This is a genomic window from Legionella bozemanae, from assembly GCF_900450575.1.
Lineage (GTDB): Bacteria > Pseudomonadota > Gammaproteobacteria > Legionellales > Legionellaceae > Legionella > Legionella bozemanae.
This window is the reverse complement of sequence record NZ_UGGY01000001.1, coordinates 1774157-1791591: the sequence shown is the minus strand read 5'-3', so window position 1 is coordinate 1791591 and position 17435 is coordinate 1774157. Positions and strand designations below refer to the sequence as shown.

Here is a 17435-nt window from a genome sequence, read left to right as displayed (position 1 = left end):
CTTCTTCCTTGAATATAAAAATAGTGATCATATTATAGTGGATATGTGAAAAAATGCGGTCAGAGAGTGTCTTAACAAATATTAATATTATGCAACGAATTCGAAGCCCAAAAAATCACTTGAATTGTTTATTATCATTAGATGCATGCAAAGATTTACTTTTATCTACGTTAAATTTAGAAGAATCTTATTAAATTGATTATTTCTTTATCGTTTTTTAATTAATGCCCCTAAACCAACCTATAATAGATAGTATCCATACAATAAGGATAATTCATGGAAATTCAGTTCTTAGGTGCTACTCAAACAGTCACAGGTTCAAAATATTTAGTGCAAACTGAAAATATGAAAATCCTTGTCGACTGTGGTCTTTTTCAAGGTTATAAAGAACTTCGTTTACGCAATTGGTCATCACTACCTGTTAAGCCTCAAAATATTAATTATGTCTTGCTTACACATGCTCATATTGATCATAGTGGATACATTCCTCTGCTGGTAAAAAATGGATTTCGTGGAAAAATAATTTGTACTGAGGCTACATATGATTTGTGTAAAATACTATTACCTGATAGCGGCTATCTTCAGGAGGAGGAAGCTTTTTATGCAAATAAAAGAAGCTATTCGAAACATCATCCGGCCCTTCCTCTTTACACTCGCGAAGATGCAGAATTATCGCTCAACTATTTTTATCCTACAGCCTTCAACAAGCAATTTAAAATGCATGATGATTTTTATGCAAGCTTTCATTATGCGGGACATATTCTTGGAGCATCTTTTATACAAATTTGTCATCATAATGTATCTGTACTTTTTTCAGGGGATCTTGGTCGATCACAAGATCCCATTATGAATCCCCCCCAAGCACCATTAGAGTCAAATTATTTAGTTGTCGAGTCAACCTACGGTAACCGTTTACATGGTATAACAAATCCCGAGGAACAACTCGGAGAAATAATTAACCGTACAGTAAAACGAGGCGGTATCGTTTTAATCCCTGCTTTTACGGTCGGTCGCACACAATGCTTGTTGTATTACATTCAACAATTAAAATCAAAAAAAGTAATTGCAGATATTCCTGTTATTGTTGATAGTCCGATGGCTACGAATGCGACAGAAATCTTTTCCCGTCATGCAAATGAAAGTCGCTTAACTGTCCAACAATGTGCTGAACTTTGTGGTGTTGCTCGATACGTGCGTACCACAGAAGAGTCTATTGCACTAAATCAACAAAAAATGCCCATGATTTTGATCTCTGCTAGTGGCATGGCTACCGGGGGTCGAGTCATACATCATATACGAAATTTTGCCCCCAATTATAGAAACACCATCCTTTTCAGTGGATTTCAAGCAGGCGGAACTCGTGGGGATAGAATGGTTCGTGGTGAGAAAGAAATAAAAATGTTTGGGCAAATGATTCCAATTCGAGCTGAGGTAATACAGATGGAAAATATTTCGGCACATGCAGATTATGCTGAAATACTGTCTTGGTTAGCACACTTAAAAAATACACCCCGAAAAATTTTTATTACCCATGGGGAAAAAGAGTCTGCCGAATCTCTTAAAGTAAAAATAGAACAAAGATTTCATTGGAATTGTGTGATTCCTAACTATTTAGATCAAGAAAAATTAAGATGAATAACCAATCACCTAAAAGATCAAATAAATTAAAATTAGTTAAATTAGGTATTGATACGAGACACGAATTTATTCTTTTTATACGTTCAGACTGTTTTATTTGTATTTCGGAAGGGTTCGAAACACAAGCACGAGTTATTGTTCAGTTAAATAAAAAATCGATAATCGCATCATTATACATTATTCATTCTGATATTTTACAAGAATATGAAGCCAGTCTTTCCGAAAGCGCCTGGGAGCAAATTGGTGCCAAAGAAGGCGACTTGATTAATATATATCACCTACCTCCAGTAACTTCTATAAACTATGTGCGTTCTAAAATATATGGCAATATACTAACAGCATCTCAATTTTATGAAATTATCAGTGATGTTGTAGCTGGTAAATACTCCAATATTCATTTATCAAGCTTTATTACTGCTTGTGGCCATGACAATCTCAGCATTGAAGAAATTATTTACCTCACACATGCTATGGTTAAAACAGGTAAGCAATTGCATTGGAACCATCCTATTATTCTTGATAAGCATAGCGTTGGAGGTATTCCTGGCAATAGAACAACCCCTATTGTTGTAGCTATTGTGGCTGCAGCTGGGCTCATTATTCCCAAAACCTCATCACGAGCAATTACGTCTCCGGCAGGTACTACCGATACTATTGAAACAATGACAGCAGTAAATCTGCCTCTTTCAAAAATTCAAAAAGTAGTAGCACGTGAAGGAGGCTGCATGGTTTGGGGCGGTGCATTAGGTTTAAGCCCGGCAGATGATATTCTAATTCGAGTAGAAAGGGTGCTGGATATTGATCCAATGGGACAAATGATAGCATCTGTACTGTCTAAGAAAATTGCGATTGGTGCTACACATGTGCTGATAGATATTCCGGTTGGGCCCACAGCAAAAATTCGCTCTGATCTTGAGTTTTTCAAATATAAAAATTATTTTTCTTTAGTAGGCAATGCGTTTAAGCTGAATGTCATTACTTTAAAAACAAATGGAAATCAGCCTCTTGGAAAAGGGATTGGCCCAGCTTTAGAAGCAAAAGATATCCTGGCTGTGCTATATAATGATAAGGATGCACCTATCGATTTAAAAAATAAAGCAATTACACTTGCTGCGATCTTGCTTGAATTGGGAAAAAAAATACCTTTTCAGCAAGCCACAGAGTTAGCAATAAAACTATTGGAAAATGGTACTGCATTAAAAAAATTCTTGGCAATTTGTGAAGCCCAGGGTGGTTTTAAAGTTCCCCCTACTGCATCATTTACATATGACGTTGTTGCGCTCAAAAATGGACGTATTGCTGAAATTGATAATAGGAATCTAGCTAAAATAGCGAAATTGGCAGGGGCTCCTTATGAGCCTGCAGCAGGTATTGAATTTTTTGCAAAATTAAATACGCATGTGGAAAAAGGTCAATTGTTGTATCGAATCCATGCAGAGTCTAAAGGAATATTGGACTATGCCTGTACCTATGCTTTATCCATGCCCAATATTATTAAAATCACATCTGAAAAAACATAGGGCAATAATATGGACAACCCCATTCTTTTTTCATTACCAGGAAACAAGGAACTTACTCAAGCGTTGAGCAATAAACTATCTATTGAAATTGGTAAAGCAGAAATACATACATTCCCTGATAGTGAATCTTATATTCGAATTAATTCAGAAGTTAAAAATAAAAAGGTTTTTTTAGTCTGTACTCTTGATCACCCTAATAGCAAAATACTACCACTTATATTTATGGCTAGAACCCTTAAGGAGCTTGGAGCAAAGAAAATTTGCTTAGTAGCACCCTACCTCGCTTATATGCGGCAAGATAAACGTTTTCATTCTGGTGAAGCAATTACATCAACTATTTTTGCTCAGTTACTTTCAAGCTGTATCGATGGAATGATTACTATTGATCCACATTTACATCGCATACATCAGCTCTCTGAAATATACAGTATGCCTTCGCTGCTAACATTACATGCTACAAAAAATATTTCTGAATGGATATCTTCCCATATTAAAAATCCTATTTTGATAGGACCTGATGAAGAAAGTAAGCAATGGGTTTCTGAAATAGCCAATTTTAGCAATCTTTCTTTTGTAATTGCTCAAAAAAAACGTCTGGATGATAAACGAGTTGCCGTATCGCTGCCTGAGATAAAGGGCATTGAAAATACTCCCGTTCTTGTTGATGATATCATTTCTTCAGGGGTGACCATGTTCGAATCACTAAAACAACTAAGAAACAATGGTTTTAAAAATCCAATATGTATTGGTGTACATGCCCTTTTTAATAATCAAACAGAAATTATGCTCTTAAGTGCAGGAGCAAAACAACTTATTACTTGTAATACTATAATACATTCAACGAACCAAATAGATGTGTCTGATATTCTTGCAAAAGGAATTATTGAACTATATTAGAAAATTCACTTAGTTCAGCATGACTCATGCTTATGAAAAGTTTATCCAGACTAAAAAAATCTTAAAATTTTTCCCAAGGAATCATTTAAAAATGTAATTGCCAGAATTTGCTATACTCCTATAAAAAAGCAGGAGCAAGCCATGGAAAACCCAGAATTAATACCCCGTTATAAAATGGATGTAATGGATGCCTTATATAATCGTAGGGCAGTACGTAATTATCTACCTAAAAAAGTGGATTCTGAAATTATTCATCATCTTTTAGATGCGGCGATACATGCTCCTTCCGCATTACATGAAGAATCTAGGGGATTTGTAGTAATTCAGAATAAATCTTTATTAGATCGTATTTCAGAAAGCGCTAAGCTGTTAACGATGAATGAAAAGAAACAAAACATTGACTTACAAGAAGAGCATGTTTTGCAAGTAGTCCAACAAAAGGAGTTCAATGTATTTTATAATGCCCGTACATTGATTGTTATATACAGTACCTTTAAAGGAAAGTTTGTCAGCGCGGATTGCTGGTTAGCCGCTGAAAATTTAATGCTTGCTGCACTAACTTATGGTCTTGCTTCCTGTGTTATTGGTTTCGCAGTTGACGCATTAAATTTACCAGAGTGGAAAGAAGAGTTGGGAATCCCTAAAAAAATGACTGCTGTGGCCCCAATTATTCTGGGCTGGCCATCAGGACATACATTACCATCTGCTCATAAGCCGCCTCTAATTCTAAAGTGGAAATAATCGCAGCCTTTGCTATTACAAATTTCTAAATAAAACTATTAGAGAAATTCTAAAGTTGATAGATGTAAATGGGGTGCTCAAATAGTTCTTTTTGGGATTAAATAATGGAACAAAAATTGAATGATTTTTTAACATTAGAACCTCAACAAGCGTTACATGAATTACGAAGCTCACTACAAGGGCTCACCACAAGAGAAGCGAAACAACGTCTCAAGTTGTATGGACCTAATAAATTTGTAACCAAACCGGTTCGCTCTCATATTTTAGAAGCAATTTCTCACTCAATAAATCCGCTAGTAATTATATTAATAATTGCTGCTTTTATTTCATTTTTTACGGGCACTTCAACAAATGCACTTATTATTTTCATAATAATCAGTATAAGTGTCGTACTTGATTTTTTTCAGACACATCGCTCGTTAGTAGCTGCTCAAAAATTGCAACAACATGTAGCAATAAAAACCAGGGTATTACGAAATGGTAAAACATGTAATTTAGTCTGCAGTGAGCTAGTTCCGGGGGATGTTATTTATTTGACTGCTGGCGATATAGTACCTGCTGATTGTTTATTGCTTCAATCTAAAGATTTGCATACCCAGCAAGCTGCACTAACAGGAGAATCTTTACCTGTAGAAAAAGAATCCATTGTACTTTCGACCGCTCCTAAAAATTCTGTTGAAGCAATAAATGCGGTATTTTCTGGTTCTTCCATAGTGAGTGGTCATGCAACTGCCTTAGTTCTAAAAACAGGAAAACACACTTTATTTGGTGAAATTGCACAGACTTTATCGGTGACTGCGCCGCAGACCGAATTTGAGAAAGGAATTCTACATTTCAGCTTTTTTATTATGAGAACGGTTATTTTTCTCATTCTGTTTGTTTTTTTAATCAATATATTCCTTAAACGCCCTGCACTTGAATCGCTATTATTCTCTATTGCATTGGCAGTAGGCCTTACTCCAGAGTTTTTGCCAATGATCACAACAGTAACCCTAGCAGTAGGTGCTTTAAATATGGCAAAGCGAAAGGTTATTGTTAAAAATTTAGCCGCCATACAAAATTTTGGTAGTATCGATATTTTATGCTCAGATAAAACAGGAACTCTTACCAAGGGCGAAATGACTTTGGAACAATACATTGATATTTATGGAGAAAAATCCGAATATGTTTTATTGCTCGCTTATCTTGGTAGTTTATTTGCAACAAATATAAAAAATCCTTTAGATAATGCGTTACTTAAGAAATCAGGAATTAATCCACTTGATGCAGCAATTCTACATCATGAACATCCTATGCAGCAGGGTTACACAAAAATCGATGAGATTCCTTTTGATTTCGAAAGAAGACGCTCAAGTATTGTTGTAAAAAAAAATAAAACTAATTTAATAATTACCAAAGGAGCACCTGAAAGCATTCTTACAATTTGTAAAAAATATAAAATTGCAGATCAAAATAAATTAATAAATGACAAAATTAAAGAACGTTATTTGAATCTTTTTCATTCATTAAGCCAAGAAGGCTATCGAGTTTTAGCAATTGCATATAGTGAAACAACAATAAAAGCAAGTTATCAGGCCAATGATGAAATCGATTTAGTCTTGGTTGGTTTTTTAGCTTTTTTAGATCCCCCTTTGGAAGATGCACAAGAGATGATTGCTGATCTTAAGAATGCTGGTGTAAAAGTTAAAATACTAACGGGTGACAATGAGCTTGTTACTCAACATATTGGTAATAAAGTTGGCCTTCTTACTGAAAAAATTTTAATTGGTGAACAAATAGATCAAATATCGGATTTAGCTTTAGAAAAAGTTGTCGAAGAAATTGAAATTTTTGCTCGAGTTTCTCCCCAGCAAAAACAACGAGTTATAAGAGCGCTTCGCTCTAACAATCACGTAGTAGGTTATATTGGCGATGGCATTAATGATGCACCATCGCTTCACATTGCTGATGTAGGTATTTCTGTTGCTGAAGCAGTCGATGTTGCTCGAGAAACTGCCAGTATTATTTTATTGGAGCATAATTTAAAAGTTTTATTAAATGGCATTATAGAAGGACGTAAATCGTTTGGGAACATAATGAAATATTTAATGATGGGAACCAGCTCAAATTTTGGTAACATGCTCAGTATGGCATTTGCAATACCCTTCTTACCTTTTTTGCCAATGAAACCCACTCAGATACTTCTTAATAACCTGCTTTATGACATGTCACAAATTACTATTCCTTCTGATAATGTGGACCCTAGCTTTATTAACAAACTCAAACATTGGAATATCGATATTATCCGGCAATTTATGATTTATATTGGACCTATTAGCTCTCTTTTTGATTTTATTACATTTTGGGTAATGTTAAGCTATTTTAAAGCAACGGAATCGTTATTTCAGACAGGTTGGTTTATCGAGTCTTTAACAACGCAAACACTGGTTATTTTTGTTATTCGTACCGTTAATTCACCATTTAGCAGCAAACCTAGTCTGCCATTAACTCTTACGATATTTGCAGTAGTTGCCATAAGTATCTATTTACCTTTCAGTCCACTTGCTGGTTCATTGGGATTTGTACCCCTTCCTATAACTTTCTTTATTTTTTTAATATTGGCCGCAATGAGTTATCTGTTTCTTGTTGAGAGAATTAAAAGAAAATTGATGATAAATACGAACCAGGGGGGCTGATGTTCAACAAAATGCAAAGCGAAGAGCACAAAGCGCGGCACAGCATTTTAGACGCGCCTGCATTACTTCTACACAAGAAACGTCTTTTTTTTCATCAGCTCAACTACTGTTTTTCCTGATAAAGAACTCAGTGTTTTCATGAAATAAACTCCTTTTCCTAAAAACTTTTTTGTAACAGTTTAGATTAATATTGCTTGTCTTCAAAATATCTAGCTATTAGATGAGGATAAAATTTGTAATAGGACAACTACAAAATTTAAGTTGCCAAATAGTTTATACCGAATCGTGGGTAATTCACTCAATCTGACATAGTTTTGCTTATTAATAAATAAAAAACACATTATGTGTTAAGCTTGACTGATAGAAGAAAAAATGAGTTTGGTCATGATAAAAGTTGGGCAATTTAATAAATTAAAAATGGTACGAGAGGCTCCTTTTGGGGTGTATCTTCAAGGAGGAGAATGGGGTGAAATTTTATTACCTAATAAATCTGTGCCTAGAGGCGCTTTGGTTGGTGATGTACTGGATGTATTTGTTTATTTTGATTCCGACGACAAAATTATTGCGACAACAGTGCATCCTCATGCCAAATTGAATAGCTGTGCTTTTTTAAAAGTGATTGATGTAAATGCTGTAGGGGCTTTTCTTGATTGGGGATTAGACAAAGATTTATTGGTGCCAAAACCAGAACAACTTCGTCCTATGGAAAAGGGAAAATCTTATCTTGTCTATTTAAAGCAAGATAATCAAGGACGCATTATTGCAAGCTCAAAAATCGATTATTTTTTGGATAAGACCGCAGCTCATTTTAAGTCAGGTGAGGAAGTTACCTTACTTATCGCAGAGAGTACCCCATTAGGACGAAAAGTAATTATCAACAACAGTCACTGGGGATTAATCCATGCAGGTGATATTTTTCAACCATTAATTTATGGCAAAAAAATAAAAGGATACATTAAGAAGGTACGTGAAGATGGCAAAATTGATGTTGCTTTAAGACAAATAGGACAAAACAGTATTAATGAATTAGCGCAACGCATTCTATCTAAACTTGAACAATCCAGTGGTTTTTTGGCTTTACATGACAAAAGCTCTCCTACAGAAATTCAGGAGATATTTTCTGAGAGTAAAAAAAATTTTAAAAGTGCATTGGGACAACTTTATAAACGAGGTTTGATTGATATTGAAGAAAAAGGGATTCGTTTACAGACGGTAGAAAAGAAGTAGTAATAAAAAATCTTATCGATTACAAATGATTCCTATATATTTGATTCGTGAGGTATAACTGGTTTATAGTCCAAACCAAGTCAAATTTGGGTATACATGCAACATGCCTGAGAAAATTTATTGGGTTTCTATTTTGCGTTGCAGTAATCAAAACGATTACACAGGATATACAAATAATCTTGAAAAACGTTTTCAAGATCATCTTACAGATAACGGTGGAAAATATACGCTAAGCTTTAAACCCCTCTCAATTGCTCAAAGCTGGGAATAAAAGGCGGTAAATCAATAGCAATGCGTGTAGAACGTTATATTAAAAAACTTTCTAAAGCTCAAAAGGAGTAACTAGTACTCAATCCTTACTCTGATACTTTAATAAACATTTTATCCCAAAATTATTATCAAAGTTAAACTATAATTAAAAAATCCTATTACTTCTAAGAGAACACATGAAAATAAAATCAGACGAATCTCTTGCGACTCTCAGAGATGTTGGGCGTTCTGATCTTTTTATAAGAGACTTAGTAGCACATCAAAATCTTATTCAAGATTGGATTGATAACCTAGAAAAGCAGGCTAGCCAAAACCCACATGATATCTCTCACTTAAGGTTTGGAAAAATTTTAGAATATTTGTTACTTCAAAATTTTCAACAAATAGGGCTCGCGAACCTAAGATTCGACCCTAAATTGAGCAATGATGATTATTGGGAATGGCCCTCTTATAACGAAAGACGGACAGAGACAGGATTCCAATTAATAAAACATGCTTACAGAATTTATTTTACTGGCTTTAATGAAGATAGTGAAGATTTAAGTGCCAATAGGGCCAAAGCAAAAATACATTATTTTACCACGATGACCAATGAAGGATTAATGGCGTTTTCTTTTGAGGATAAAATAGAGCCCATTAATTTAAATTTATTTAAGGAACTGGCAATTCACCTGGAAGTAACATCATATGCCTGGGCCCAGCTGATAAATTTTCAAGAGAACTCCAAAACGCACTCCAATGAACACCAGATTTCTCAGATATTAGGTTTAATTTTCTATTTAAATATAAACCCGGATTGTGGGGATGATGTTTTTTACAAAATTTTATCCTTACTCGAAAAATCAACTGATAATGCCTTTAACTCAACTGTAGTCGCCTTACTTAAAAACATCATCCCTGAATATGATAATAAGGTGATTACATATATTCGTAATAATAATCCAATAGATTATGAAGAGAGTAATATTCAAGCACAAGAAAGGCTTTTTCAACCTTCGCAGAATCAGATGGACTCATTAAGATCTGAAATGAGGGAGGCTAAGGCGCTTCAAGAACAAAGTGAAAAAGCGCAACAAGAACGGGAACTTAAAAAGATTCTAATTGAAGCCATTGATGACTACCTTGATTGGCGTAAAAATAACAAGACCACAAAGGGTTACCAGCATAAATCAGGATGGTTTTCATGGCTGCGCCATTATACAAGTTTTGGGGAAAATCGCGCTATTGAATTAAAACGTGCATTGGAAAATGTAAGCGACTTAGATTCTATGAGTACTATTTTGCGCACTCATCTTGAAAGTAACTCAAAATTAAATAATCATTCTCTGGATAGCTATTTATTAAGAGCACTCTATCAAAAAAATGACAATTTTAAGTCATTATTTGATTTCGCGCATATCACTATCTATAAAGATACAAAGACAACTCGTACCTATGTAAAAGATAGCTTATTGGAGCAAATCGAACAAAGAAAGAACTTGGGAAATCCTGTTGAAAATTCCGTAGATGAAAAATCAGGTGAATCCAAACCAGTACGATCAAATAAAACAAAAATCGGGCTCAATGTTACTAAAATACCGAAAAGTGAACGGGAACAAAATATTTTAGCTGTCCTTACGGTATTAAATCATGATGAATTACTGAAAAATCAAGATGGCTCAGTTCCTCAGATCATTCAAGAGATACGAGAAATTGTTGGAACACTTGATCCGTCTAATGAGGAAGATATAGTAGAGGCTATTATTAACATTAAGGATAAAATAACTGACTCCGGCGAAAATATCGATAACGAACGGGCACGGATTGTCATTAACGCATTTAACCTGCCTGACAATAATTTTAAAAAAATTCGCGCTGCTTTAGAAGTTGACCAGGAAATGAAGTACATTATGGATAGCATTAGCGGGACTTCTTCGCAAAATGAAATGAATATATAAACCGCTAAAGAAATTAATTTATACCTCTAGTACACAAGACAATCTGTGTCAATTTGTCTTTAAGAAAAGGAACGTCATCTAAGATGAGTAACTCAAAAAAATCTAAGTAATATTGCACTTAATTTACATCAGCGACTCCCGTTATAGAACTGATTTTTTGCAACTGGATAGAAAGCGGCCATAAATGAAATTCAAGATTTTTTGCGCCAAAAGCGAATTAGCCATTAGATATTAACACCGCCTCAATCGGCAAAACTACCAATAGGCAATATGGAATATGTAACCTATGGCGCAGGAAAACCTGTTCTGATTATTCATGGTGGAGGCAGTGGCTATGATCAAGCGCTGCTTTTATTCAGGCGATATATGCCTGAAGGTTTTCAAATGGCCGTGGTTATTTAGGAACACCCATTGGGCTCCGGACAAACAATGGCGGTAGATGCAAAAGCCACTTGTTATGATTTTGCTAAAATTAGTTCTCCTGCATTAATGATTCATAGTACACATGATACATGTAAAATTTTATAATGGTGTGTTTGCCTATGAACGATTAGCATCAATAGAAAAAAAACGTTTCTGGATTGAATACGGTACCCATTTTGGTTTTTTCCTTGCCCAGCAGGCTCCAAAGGCAGCAAAAGGTTCGAGAATTTATAATAAAGTATGGTTAAGGGTCATGAAATTTAATGTATATCTTAAAATTTTGGCTGCGTTCTTTGTGATTTTTTTAATTTTTGTTTTGACATTTTTTAACTATTTAAAGTTAGTTGAGACAGCGATAGTGATTAATGCAGGGAAAACGATGTCACAAGGACTTTTAATTAGTTTAGAAAATGAATTAGTTAATAACCCAAAATCAAATTGGAATGCAATATTAAAGAAAAAGACCGATAATGTTGTTCATATTATAGCAATCGACAGTCTAAAACTTACCCCGACTCAGAATGACCAATTAAATAATGGTGAGATAATTTACTTATCAGGTACAACCTATCAATTTCTCAACTTGGTCATTGTACAACATACAGCGTATAAAAAAATTGGTAATACTTCATTCGCATTAGCTTATTATTTTTCAGATCCAGGCCAGGTTATTTTTCATTATATGAACCCTGCTTTAACACAAATTGTTGAACATTTATTATTAAAACCAACAAATACGTGGGATAAAGAAATATTGCAGTTAGAGAAAATATATGGCTTTCCTCTTGATGTTTATACAACCAACAGTAAAAACTTGCCCGGTACTATAATTAATTCTTTATCAACAAAGCGTCTGGTATTTGAAACAAATAAAAACTCATCGCAAATTGGTGTGCTCTATTATAGTTTTAGTGGTGGAGTGCTTAAAGTTGGCCCGCTCAGTTACCTACCAATTACAACAAGAATCAGTGATGTAATGTATTATTTTATATTGGCTTTCTTTTTCTTAGCCCTTTGCCTTATTACCTTTTTCTCGGTGCTTTTTGTGAAAAATATGAAGAGGATATATCAAATAACTAAAAATTTTAGTCAAGGGAACTTTGACTTTCATCGGAAAATAGGCACCACCTCTGTTTTATATGGGCTATATATAAATATTATCCACATGGGTAAGCGATTAAAAGAATTGATTGAATCACATAAACAAATGTGCCGATTTGTCGCGCATGAAATTAGAACTCCTTTATCAACCATACAAATGGCGACGGATAGTATCAAAAGGAAAAACACAGAAGATGTAGTACTCAATAAACAGATGAACAGCATACAAGAAGATATTGCAGACATGAATCGCATCGTCAGCACTTTTTTGTTTTACTCAAAAATGCATTCAAGCGAATTAAAATTAAAACCATCAGAGACCGATATCATAGTATGGTTAAGAAAGTTATTAGACCCTTATTCTTCATCGATATTTGAAATCACATTTCATGCTAATAAGTTAAATTCTTTAAAAGCAAATATAGATAGAAATATTTTAAAACATGCTGTTACTAATTTGATTACAAATGCCATGAAATTTGCAGAGCGTCAGATTTCTTTAACTGTTTCACTGGATGATAGCCATATTTTAATTCATGTAGACGATGATGGCCCAGGCTTACCAAAAGATGGTGTGGATGACATTTTTTCTGAATATACGATTGCTGAAAACGACGAAATGGGAGATAAACATATTGGGTTAGGATTAGCTATTATTAAGAAAGTTGTTACTCTCCATGGAGGAAAGGTTCTGGCTACACAATCACCGATATTTAAAGGCGCTCGATTTACAATTTTACTACAAAAATAAGTATTTAGAGAACTGTAAATGACGTCTTGATTTTGTACGTCACATATAAAATTCTGTTTTTGTTCCGGATGTTTCTGTAGAACTCATATAATGAGGCTGAGATTCTCTCAATTGTCTCACTTCGTCCTTATATTGTAATAGAGAGATTGGTGAAGGCTGTTTCGATAAGAATTTGTCACGGCCACCATGGACAAAACTAATGCTCATTTGCTCCCCATCAAATCTTATTTTGAACGATTGGTCTTTTTCAGGCAAAAATTCATTTTCTATTAATCGCACAAGTTTTATCTCTTGATCAAATTGCTTGAATATCAAACTACCCTCTCTGATAGACATCTCCACATCATCGTTATAGCGATTCTTATAATTTCCCACAAACACGCTCAATGATGAGGTAAATTCCTTTTCTGGAGAGCGATGATGTACCGCATTAAACCATTCTAAACGTCTTAACTTGGTTTCATCCTTGGGTGATAACTCAAGGGCTCTTTCGAAATAACCTCTCGCCTCTGCAAATTTGCCCTCAACTTCAGCAATTTTCCCTAAAATCGTTTCGTGCCATCCTAGCTCATTGCTTTGAGTATAATGCAAGTATTTATAAAGCTCTTGCATGTTGCTAATAGGTACTAAATCACTCGAACTGAACACTTGGTTTGCAATACTCATCCCATTTTCTGAATTGGTAAAAAATACGGCTCCTTTTTTGGTTGTTACATTGAGCGCAATAAAAGCTCGGGTATTAGGGTTTTCACCATATTGATATGCGATTACCTCATTTTCATGTCTATAGATATGCCAGCCCAAACCACATGTCATAAAGTCATCAGCGTTCGTTGGCTCAAATGCTTGTTTGATGAGAGGATCATTCATATTCTCTAACCAAGCAACCATGAGTTTCGAAAAATCATCAGCCGTTGTCAGTAGCGACCCAGCAGCATTTATGGGAGGATCTCCTACGTAGATTGGAGTGGGTTTTCCTAGCTCGGTATGCACTGCGACAACATTGCCATCGTCCTCTGGTGGCGGCATAAATGTAGAGCGCCTCATTTCCAAGGGGCCAAACACATACTTTTGAGCCAACGTTTCTAAATCTTTACCCATTTTGGTTTCGATGACTTTCTGCAAGTACAGGAACGCTTCGCCTGAATAGGAATATTTTTGGCCCAGTTCCGATTCGGGATCAAACCTTAGCGTTGAAGATAAACTTGCCCCAAAATTCGGCAAGCCTGTGGTATGTGACAATACATGTCGAGCCGTTAATTCCTTAGCTTTTTTAGGGTATTCACTATCCACTAAGAATCGTTCATAGTGCAGTATATTATGTAATGGTGCGTCTAAATCGATTTGTTTATCCTTGACCAGCTGCAACACCAAATAAGTAAAAACAATTTTGCTAAGGGAAGATGCTGGAAATCTGGTTTTATCATCTACGGCCATTTCAGAGTCGATAGATTGAGCGTTTTTTTTGCCAACAGACATTGAAGTTCTTGCAAACTCATGCTCATCTATTTTTTGGTGTTTGACACACGCATAACTCACAGCTGGAACATGACCCAACTTAGTTATTAGGTGTAATGTGATTATTAAAGAAGGAGTAGCCATATCGATGAATTCCACTTAAAAGTTTTGATATTTTAATTTTATCAAGAATCTTTTTTTCAAATGTATATAAATTGCACAGACCTCTCTTCTTACCATATGCCTGAATCTTCTACACATCACTGAAAAACCAGTCCAATCCTATTCCTTTCCCCCTGTGGCTTTGTCCGCAGGGCCCCCGTGTTCTAGGCAGATTTCTGGACCCCGCGGACAAAACCGTGGGACGTAGGCAGGGATGCGATCAAGAACAGTACCATATACAAGAGCCGATTTATTGTTAATCGATTTAGATCAATAGAGTGAACGAAAACAAAGTAAAAACTACTAGAGATTAAATAGGAATATTACTGTTGGCAGGGTAACTGTTTTGATGAATAAAAATTAAGCATGTTTATTCCCAAGCATCAGATATAAATACATATCCTTTTTTATGAATTGTTTTTATACGATAAGGCTTTTTACGATTATCATTCAGTGCTTTTCTTAAACGTGATATTTTTAAATCAATACCTCTATCAACCCCATCATATTCGTGCCCAGAAAGAGCATACTGCATACTATTTCTACTAAGTAATCGATCATGATTCTTAACCAACAAAGCAAGAACTTCAAAGTCAGCGGTACTTATTGAAACTTCTTCACCAAAGAGAGAAACACTCTTAGTACTAAAATTGATAGAAAAATTGCCGAAATGAAATTGATTTTGATTATTAACTAAATTAGGTCTACGTAATAAAGCTTCTATCCTTGCTTTTAAAACCTCGTCTGCAAAAGGTTTAGTTAAATAGTCATCTGCTCCGAAGTTTAAAGAGGATACTTCACTTTCTATATCATTAACTGCGGTTAGCATGAGTATTTTCCCCAAATACTCATCTCTAACAGTGTGACATATTTGATCGCCATTCATCCCTGGGAGCATGATATCTAATATAACCAGGCCAGGTTGTTCACGAATAATACGATAGACTGCTCTGTCACCACGTTTTTCGATAGACACCTCATAACCTGCTTCTTGTAAGCTTTCCTTGAGGTAATTGGCTAGCTTAATGTTATCTTCCACAAGCAATATTGATTTCTCTTTCATTCGTCCTGTCTCAGCCTCTTTAATAAGAAAAACATCAAAACAAATTAGCCTAAAATCCTGTTTAAGTTAAGTTTTACACAGATATAAGAGTATAAGCAAACACACAGTACTTCTGTACATTTTATATACAACAAATCACTTTTAACTCGGTATACTAACAGATAAGTCAATCCTTATTCAGATGAAATTATTATAAACTTGTACTGGAGTATTCTCATGAAAAATGTCAAAGAAAAACACCTGCCTGTTTCTGAATCCATAACGACAGATGAACCCCAAACCTCTTCTATAAAATTAGCTTTACAACAATTCAAAAAAGAAGCAGAAAAAAAAGAGGCTGCTGAGGAAGCGGCAAAAGTACGTTGTCGGGTTTGCTTTAAAGAAATTGCCCCTAAGCGCCTTTGTTCTGGACATGGAGGAGGTAGTGGTGACAGTAAAGATGATAGTGCTACCTCTGATAAAACCTCTGAGAAAAAAGCAAGTCATGAAGCAGATGACGTGCTAACTAAACCACGCAAAGGAGTTGAGGCTGTTGATGATTTGATAGACGTGTATGATTCTGGGGCTTTAGATGATAACAGTTTTGACGCGAAAATAATCGAGGAATTGATCGCCCGAGAGCAATTGCTGGTTGAAAGTGATCGTGAATCAATGACGCTCACTATTAAGTTGGTTTGTGAGCCTAATTCATTAACTAAAGAACAAAGAAAAGAATTAAAAAAATTCATGGAAGCAATTATAAAAGACTTCAAGAAGTTTAAAGAAGAAAATCATCTTTCCAATGACTATATACACATTACTCAAGATGAAGAGGGCAACATACTTTCTCTTCGTATTAGCATGCCTACATTAACCTTATACGATGCGTTTATCCAACGGCTAGCAAATAATTTAGTGCCAACAGCACATGAAAAGGATGAAGCCACCAAAGATCAAAGTTGTACTCCCAATCCACTTTCAATGCAACTTCAACCCTTCCCTTCTATTACAAGAGAGAAAATTGAAAAGAATGAGGAAGAACAAGAACTCTTTAATCCATCCCCTTTCCAAATACAACCATGGTAAAAACTACAATTCAAAAGAACAATGTAAAAGCTCCTATCTTGAAAGTGTAGGTCCTACCTACACTTGCTGCTGCAAGTTGGCCCAACCAAATGATTAGTGTGACAAGCCCCCTATATTGTTACGTGTTTCCACCTCTATTTTTGCCTTCTCCTTACAGCTCTTTTCTATTAGATTTTGGCCCGTTAAAAAAAAGCTATTCCCAAAAAATATTGACTCCTCTAAAAGCTTAGAAGGTTTGGTTTTTTGCCTCTGCTGCTCAACGGTGGTTTTGGGGTGCTCAGATTTTGCTCTCATAACAATCGTCCTTATATCTTGTCTTTATACAGAACAAAAAAGAATTATTATCCTCTTCTACAACATTACTTTGTCTGACTCTATTTATGTTTTTATCGCAGAGGAAATAAAACCATTTTTATATCGTACAAAAAATAAAGTAATTTATAAGCTGAGTTAATATTTACTTAAGGTTTTATGTTTACTATCCACGTAAATCTTAACCATAAAGGT

The 17435-nt window shown here is 35.0% G+C and carries 13 protein-coding genes; 11 read left to right on the top strand and 2 right to left on the bottom strand.

All coding sequences use genetic code 11. The annotated features are described in order from the left end of the window. The first annotated feature begins 276 nt into the window (after positions 1–276). From DY223_RS07695 to DY223_RS07650, 10 genes are all read left to right on the top strand, one after another. Positions 277–1635 carry an MBL fold metallo-hydrolase RNA specificity domain-containing protein gene (locus tag DY223_RS07695; protein WP_058457734.1) on the top strand — a complete coding sequence of 453 codons (1359 nt, stop codon included), beginning with the start codon at positions 277–279 and terminating at the stop codon, positions 1633–1635. Beyond that, the gene (locus DY223_RS07690; RefSeq protein WP_058457733.1) at positions 1632–3158 is read left to right on the top strand and encodes a thymidine phosphorylase family protein; all 1527 of its coding nucleotides are present in this window, start codon (positions 1632–1634) and stop codon (positions 3156–3158) included. Before DY223_RS07695 ends, DY223_RS07690 begins: the two co-directional genes overlap by 4 nt. A 9-nt stretch (positions 3159–3167) precedes the next feature. Beyond that, positions 3168–4055 (top strand): ribose-phosphate diphosphokinase, encoded by an 888-nt coding sequence (locus tag DY223_RS07685; protein ID WP_058457732.1) that lies wholly within the window; start codon positions 3168–3170, stop codon positions 4053–4055. 141 nt (positions 4056–4196) lie between these two features. Further along, entirely contained in the window at positions 4197–4796 is a 600-nt protein-coding gene (locus DY223_RS07680) for a nitroreductase family protein (protein WP_058457731.1), read from the top strand. 104 nt (positions 4797–4900) lie between these two features. Next, the gene (gene mgtA / locus DY223_RS07675) at positions 4901–7471 is read left to right on the top strand and encodes a magnesium-translocating P-type ATPase (RefSeq protein ID WP_058457730.1); all 2571 of its coding nucleotides are present in this window, start codon (positions 4901–4903) and stop codon (positions 7469–7471) included. Between the two features lie 384 nt (positions 7472–7855). Beyond that, positions 7856–8698, top strand: coding sequence for a CvfB family protein (locus tag DY223_RS07670; RefSeq protein ID WP_058457729.1), 843 nt, complete (start codon positions 7856–7858; stop codon positions 8696–8698). Between the two features lie 103 nt (positions 8699–8801). Further along, a complete protein-coding gene (locus DY223_RS07665; protein WP_235810445.1) occupies positions 8802–8969 on the top strand; it encodes a GIY-YIG nuclease family protein in 168 nt (55 codons plus the stop codon). 175 nt (positions 8970–9144) lie between these two features. Then, positions 9145–10905, top strand: a complete 1761-nt coding sequence (locus DY223_RS07660) for a hypothetical protein (RefSeq protein ID WP_058457728.1) — start codon at positions 9145–9147, stop codon at positions 10903–10905. Between the two features lie 270 nt (positions 10906–11175). After that, the gene (locus DY223_RS19470) at positions 11176–11307 is read left to right on the top strand and encodes a hypothetical protein (protein ID WP_259293095.1); all 132 of its coding nucleotides are present in this window, start codon (positions 11176–11178) and stop codon (positions 11305–11307) included. A gap of 103 nt (positions 11308–11410) precedes the next feature. Further along, the gene (locus tag DY223_RS07650) at positions 11411–13180 is read left to right on the top strand and encodes a sensor histidine kinase (RefSeq protein WP_235810444.1); all 1770 of its coding nucleotides are present in this window, start codon (positions 11411–11413) and stop codon (positions 13178–13180) included. 39 nt (positions 13181–13219) lie between these two features. On the opposite strand, the gene DY223_RS07645 is transcribed toward DY223_RS07650, so the two are convergent. Together DY223_RS07645 and DY223_RS07640 are read right to left on the bottom strand one after the other, a co-directional pair. Then, positions 13220–14782, bottom strand: a complete 1563-nt coding sequence (locus DY223_RS07645) for a serine hydrolase (RefSeq protein WP_058457727.1) — start codon at positions 14780–14782, stop codon at positions 13220–13222. 388 nt (positions 14783–15170) lie between these two features. Continuing rightward, entirely contained in the window at positions 15171–15863 is a 693-nt protein-coding gene (locus DY223_RS07640; RefSeq protein WP_058457726.1) for a response regulator, read from the bottom strand. A gap of 216 nt (positions 15864–16079) precedes the next feature. Here DY223_RS07640 and DY223_RS07635 point away from each other — a divergent pair, with 216 nt between their 5' ends. Next, the gene (locus DY223_RS07635; RefSeq protein WP_058457725.1) at positions 16080–16928 is read left to right on the top strand and encodes a hypothetical protein; all 849 of its coding nucleotides are present in this window, start codon (positions 16080–16082) and stop codon (positions 16926–16928) included. Positions 16929–17435: the final 507 nt, after the last annotated feature.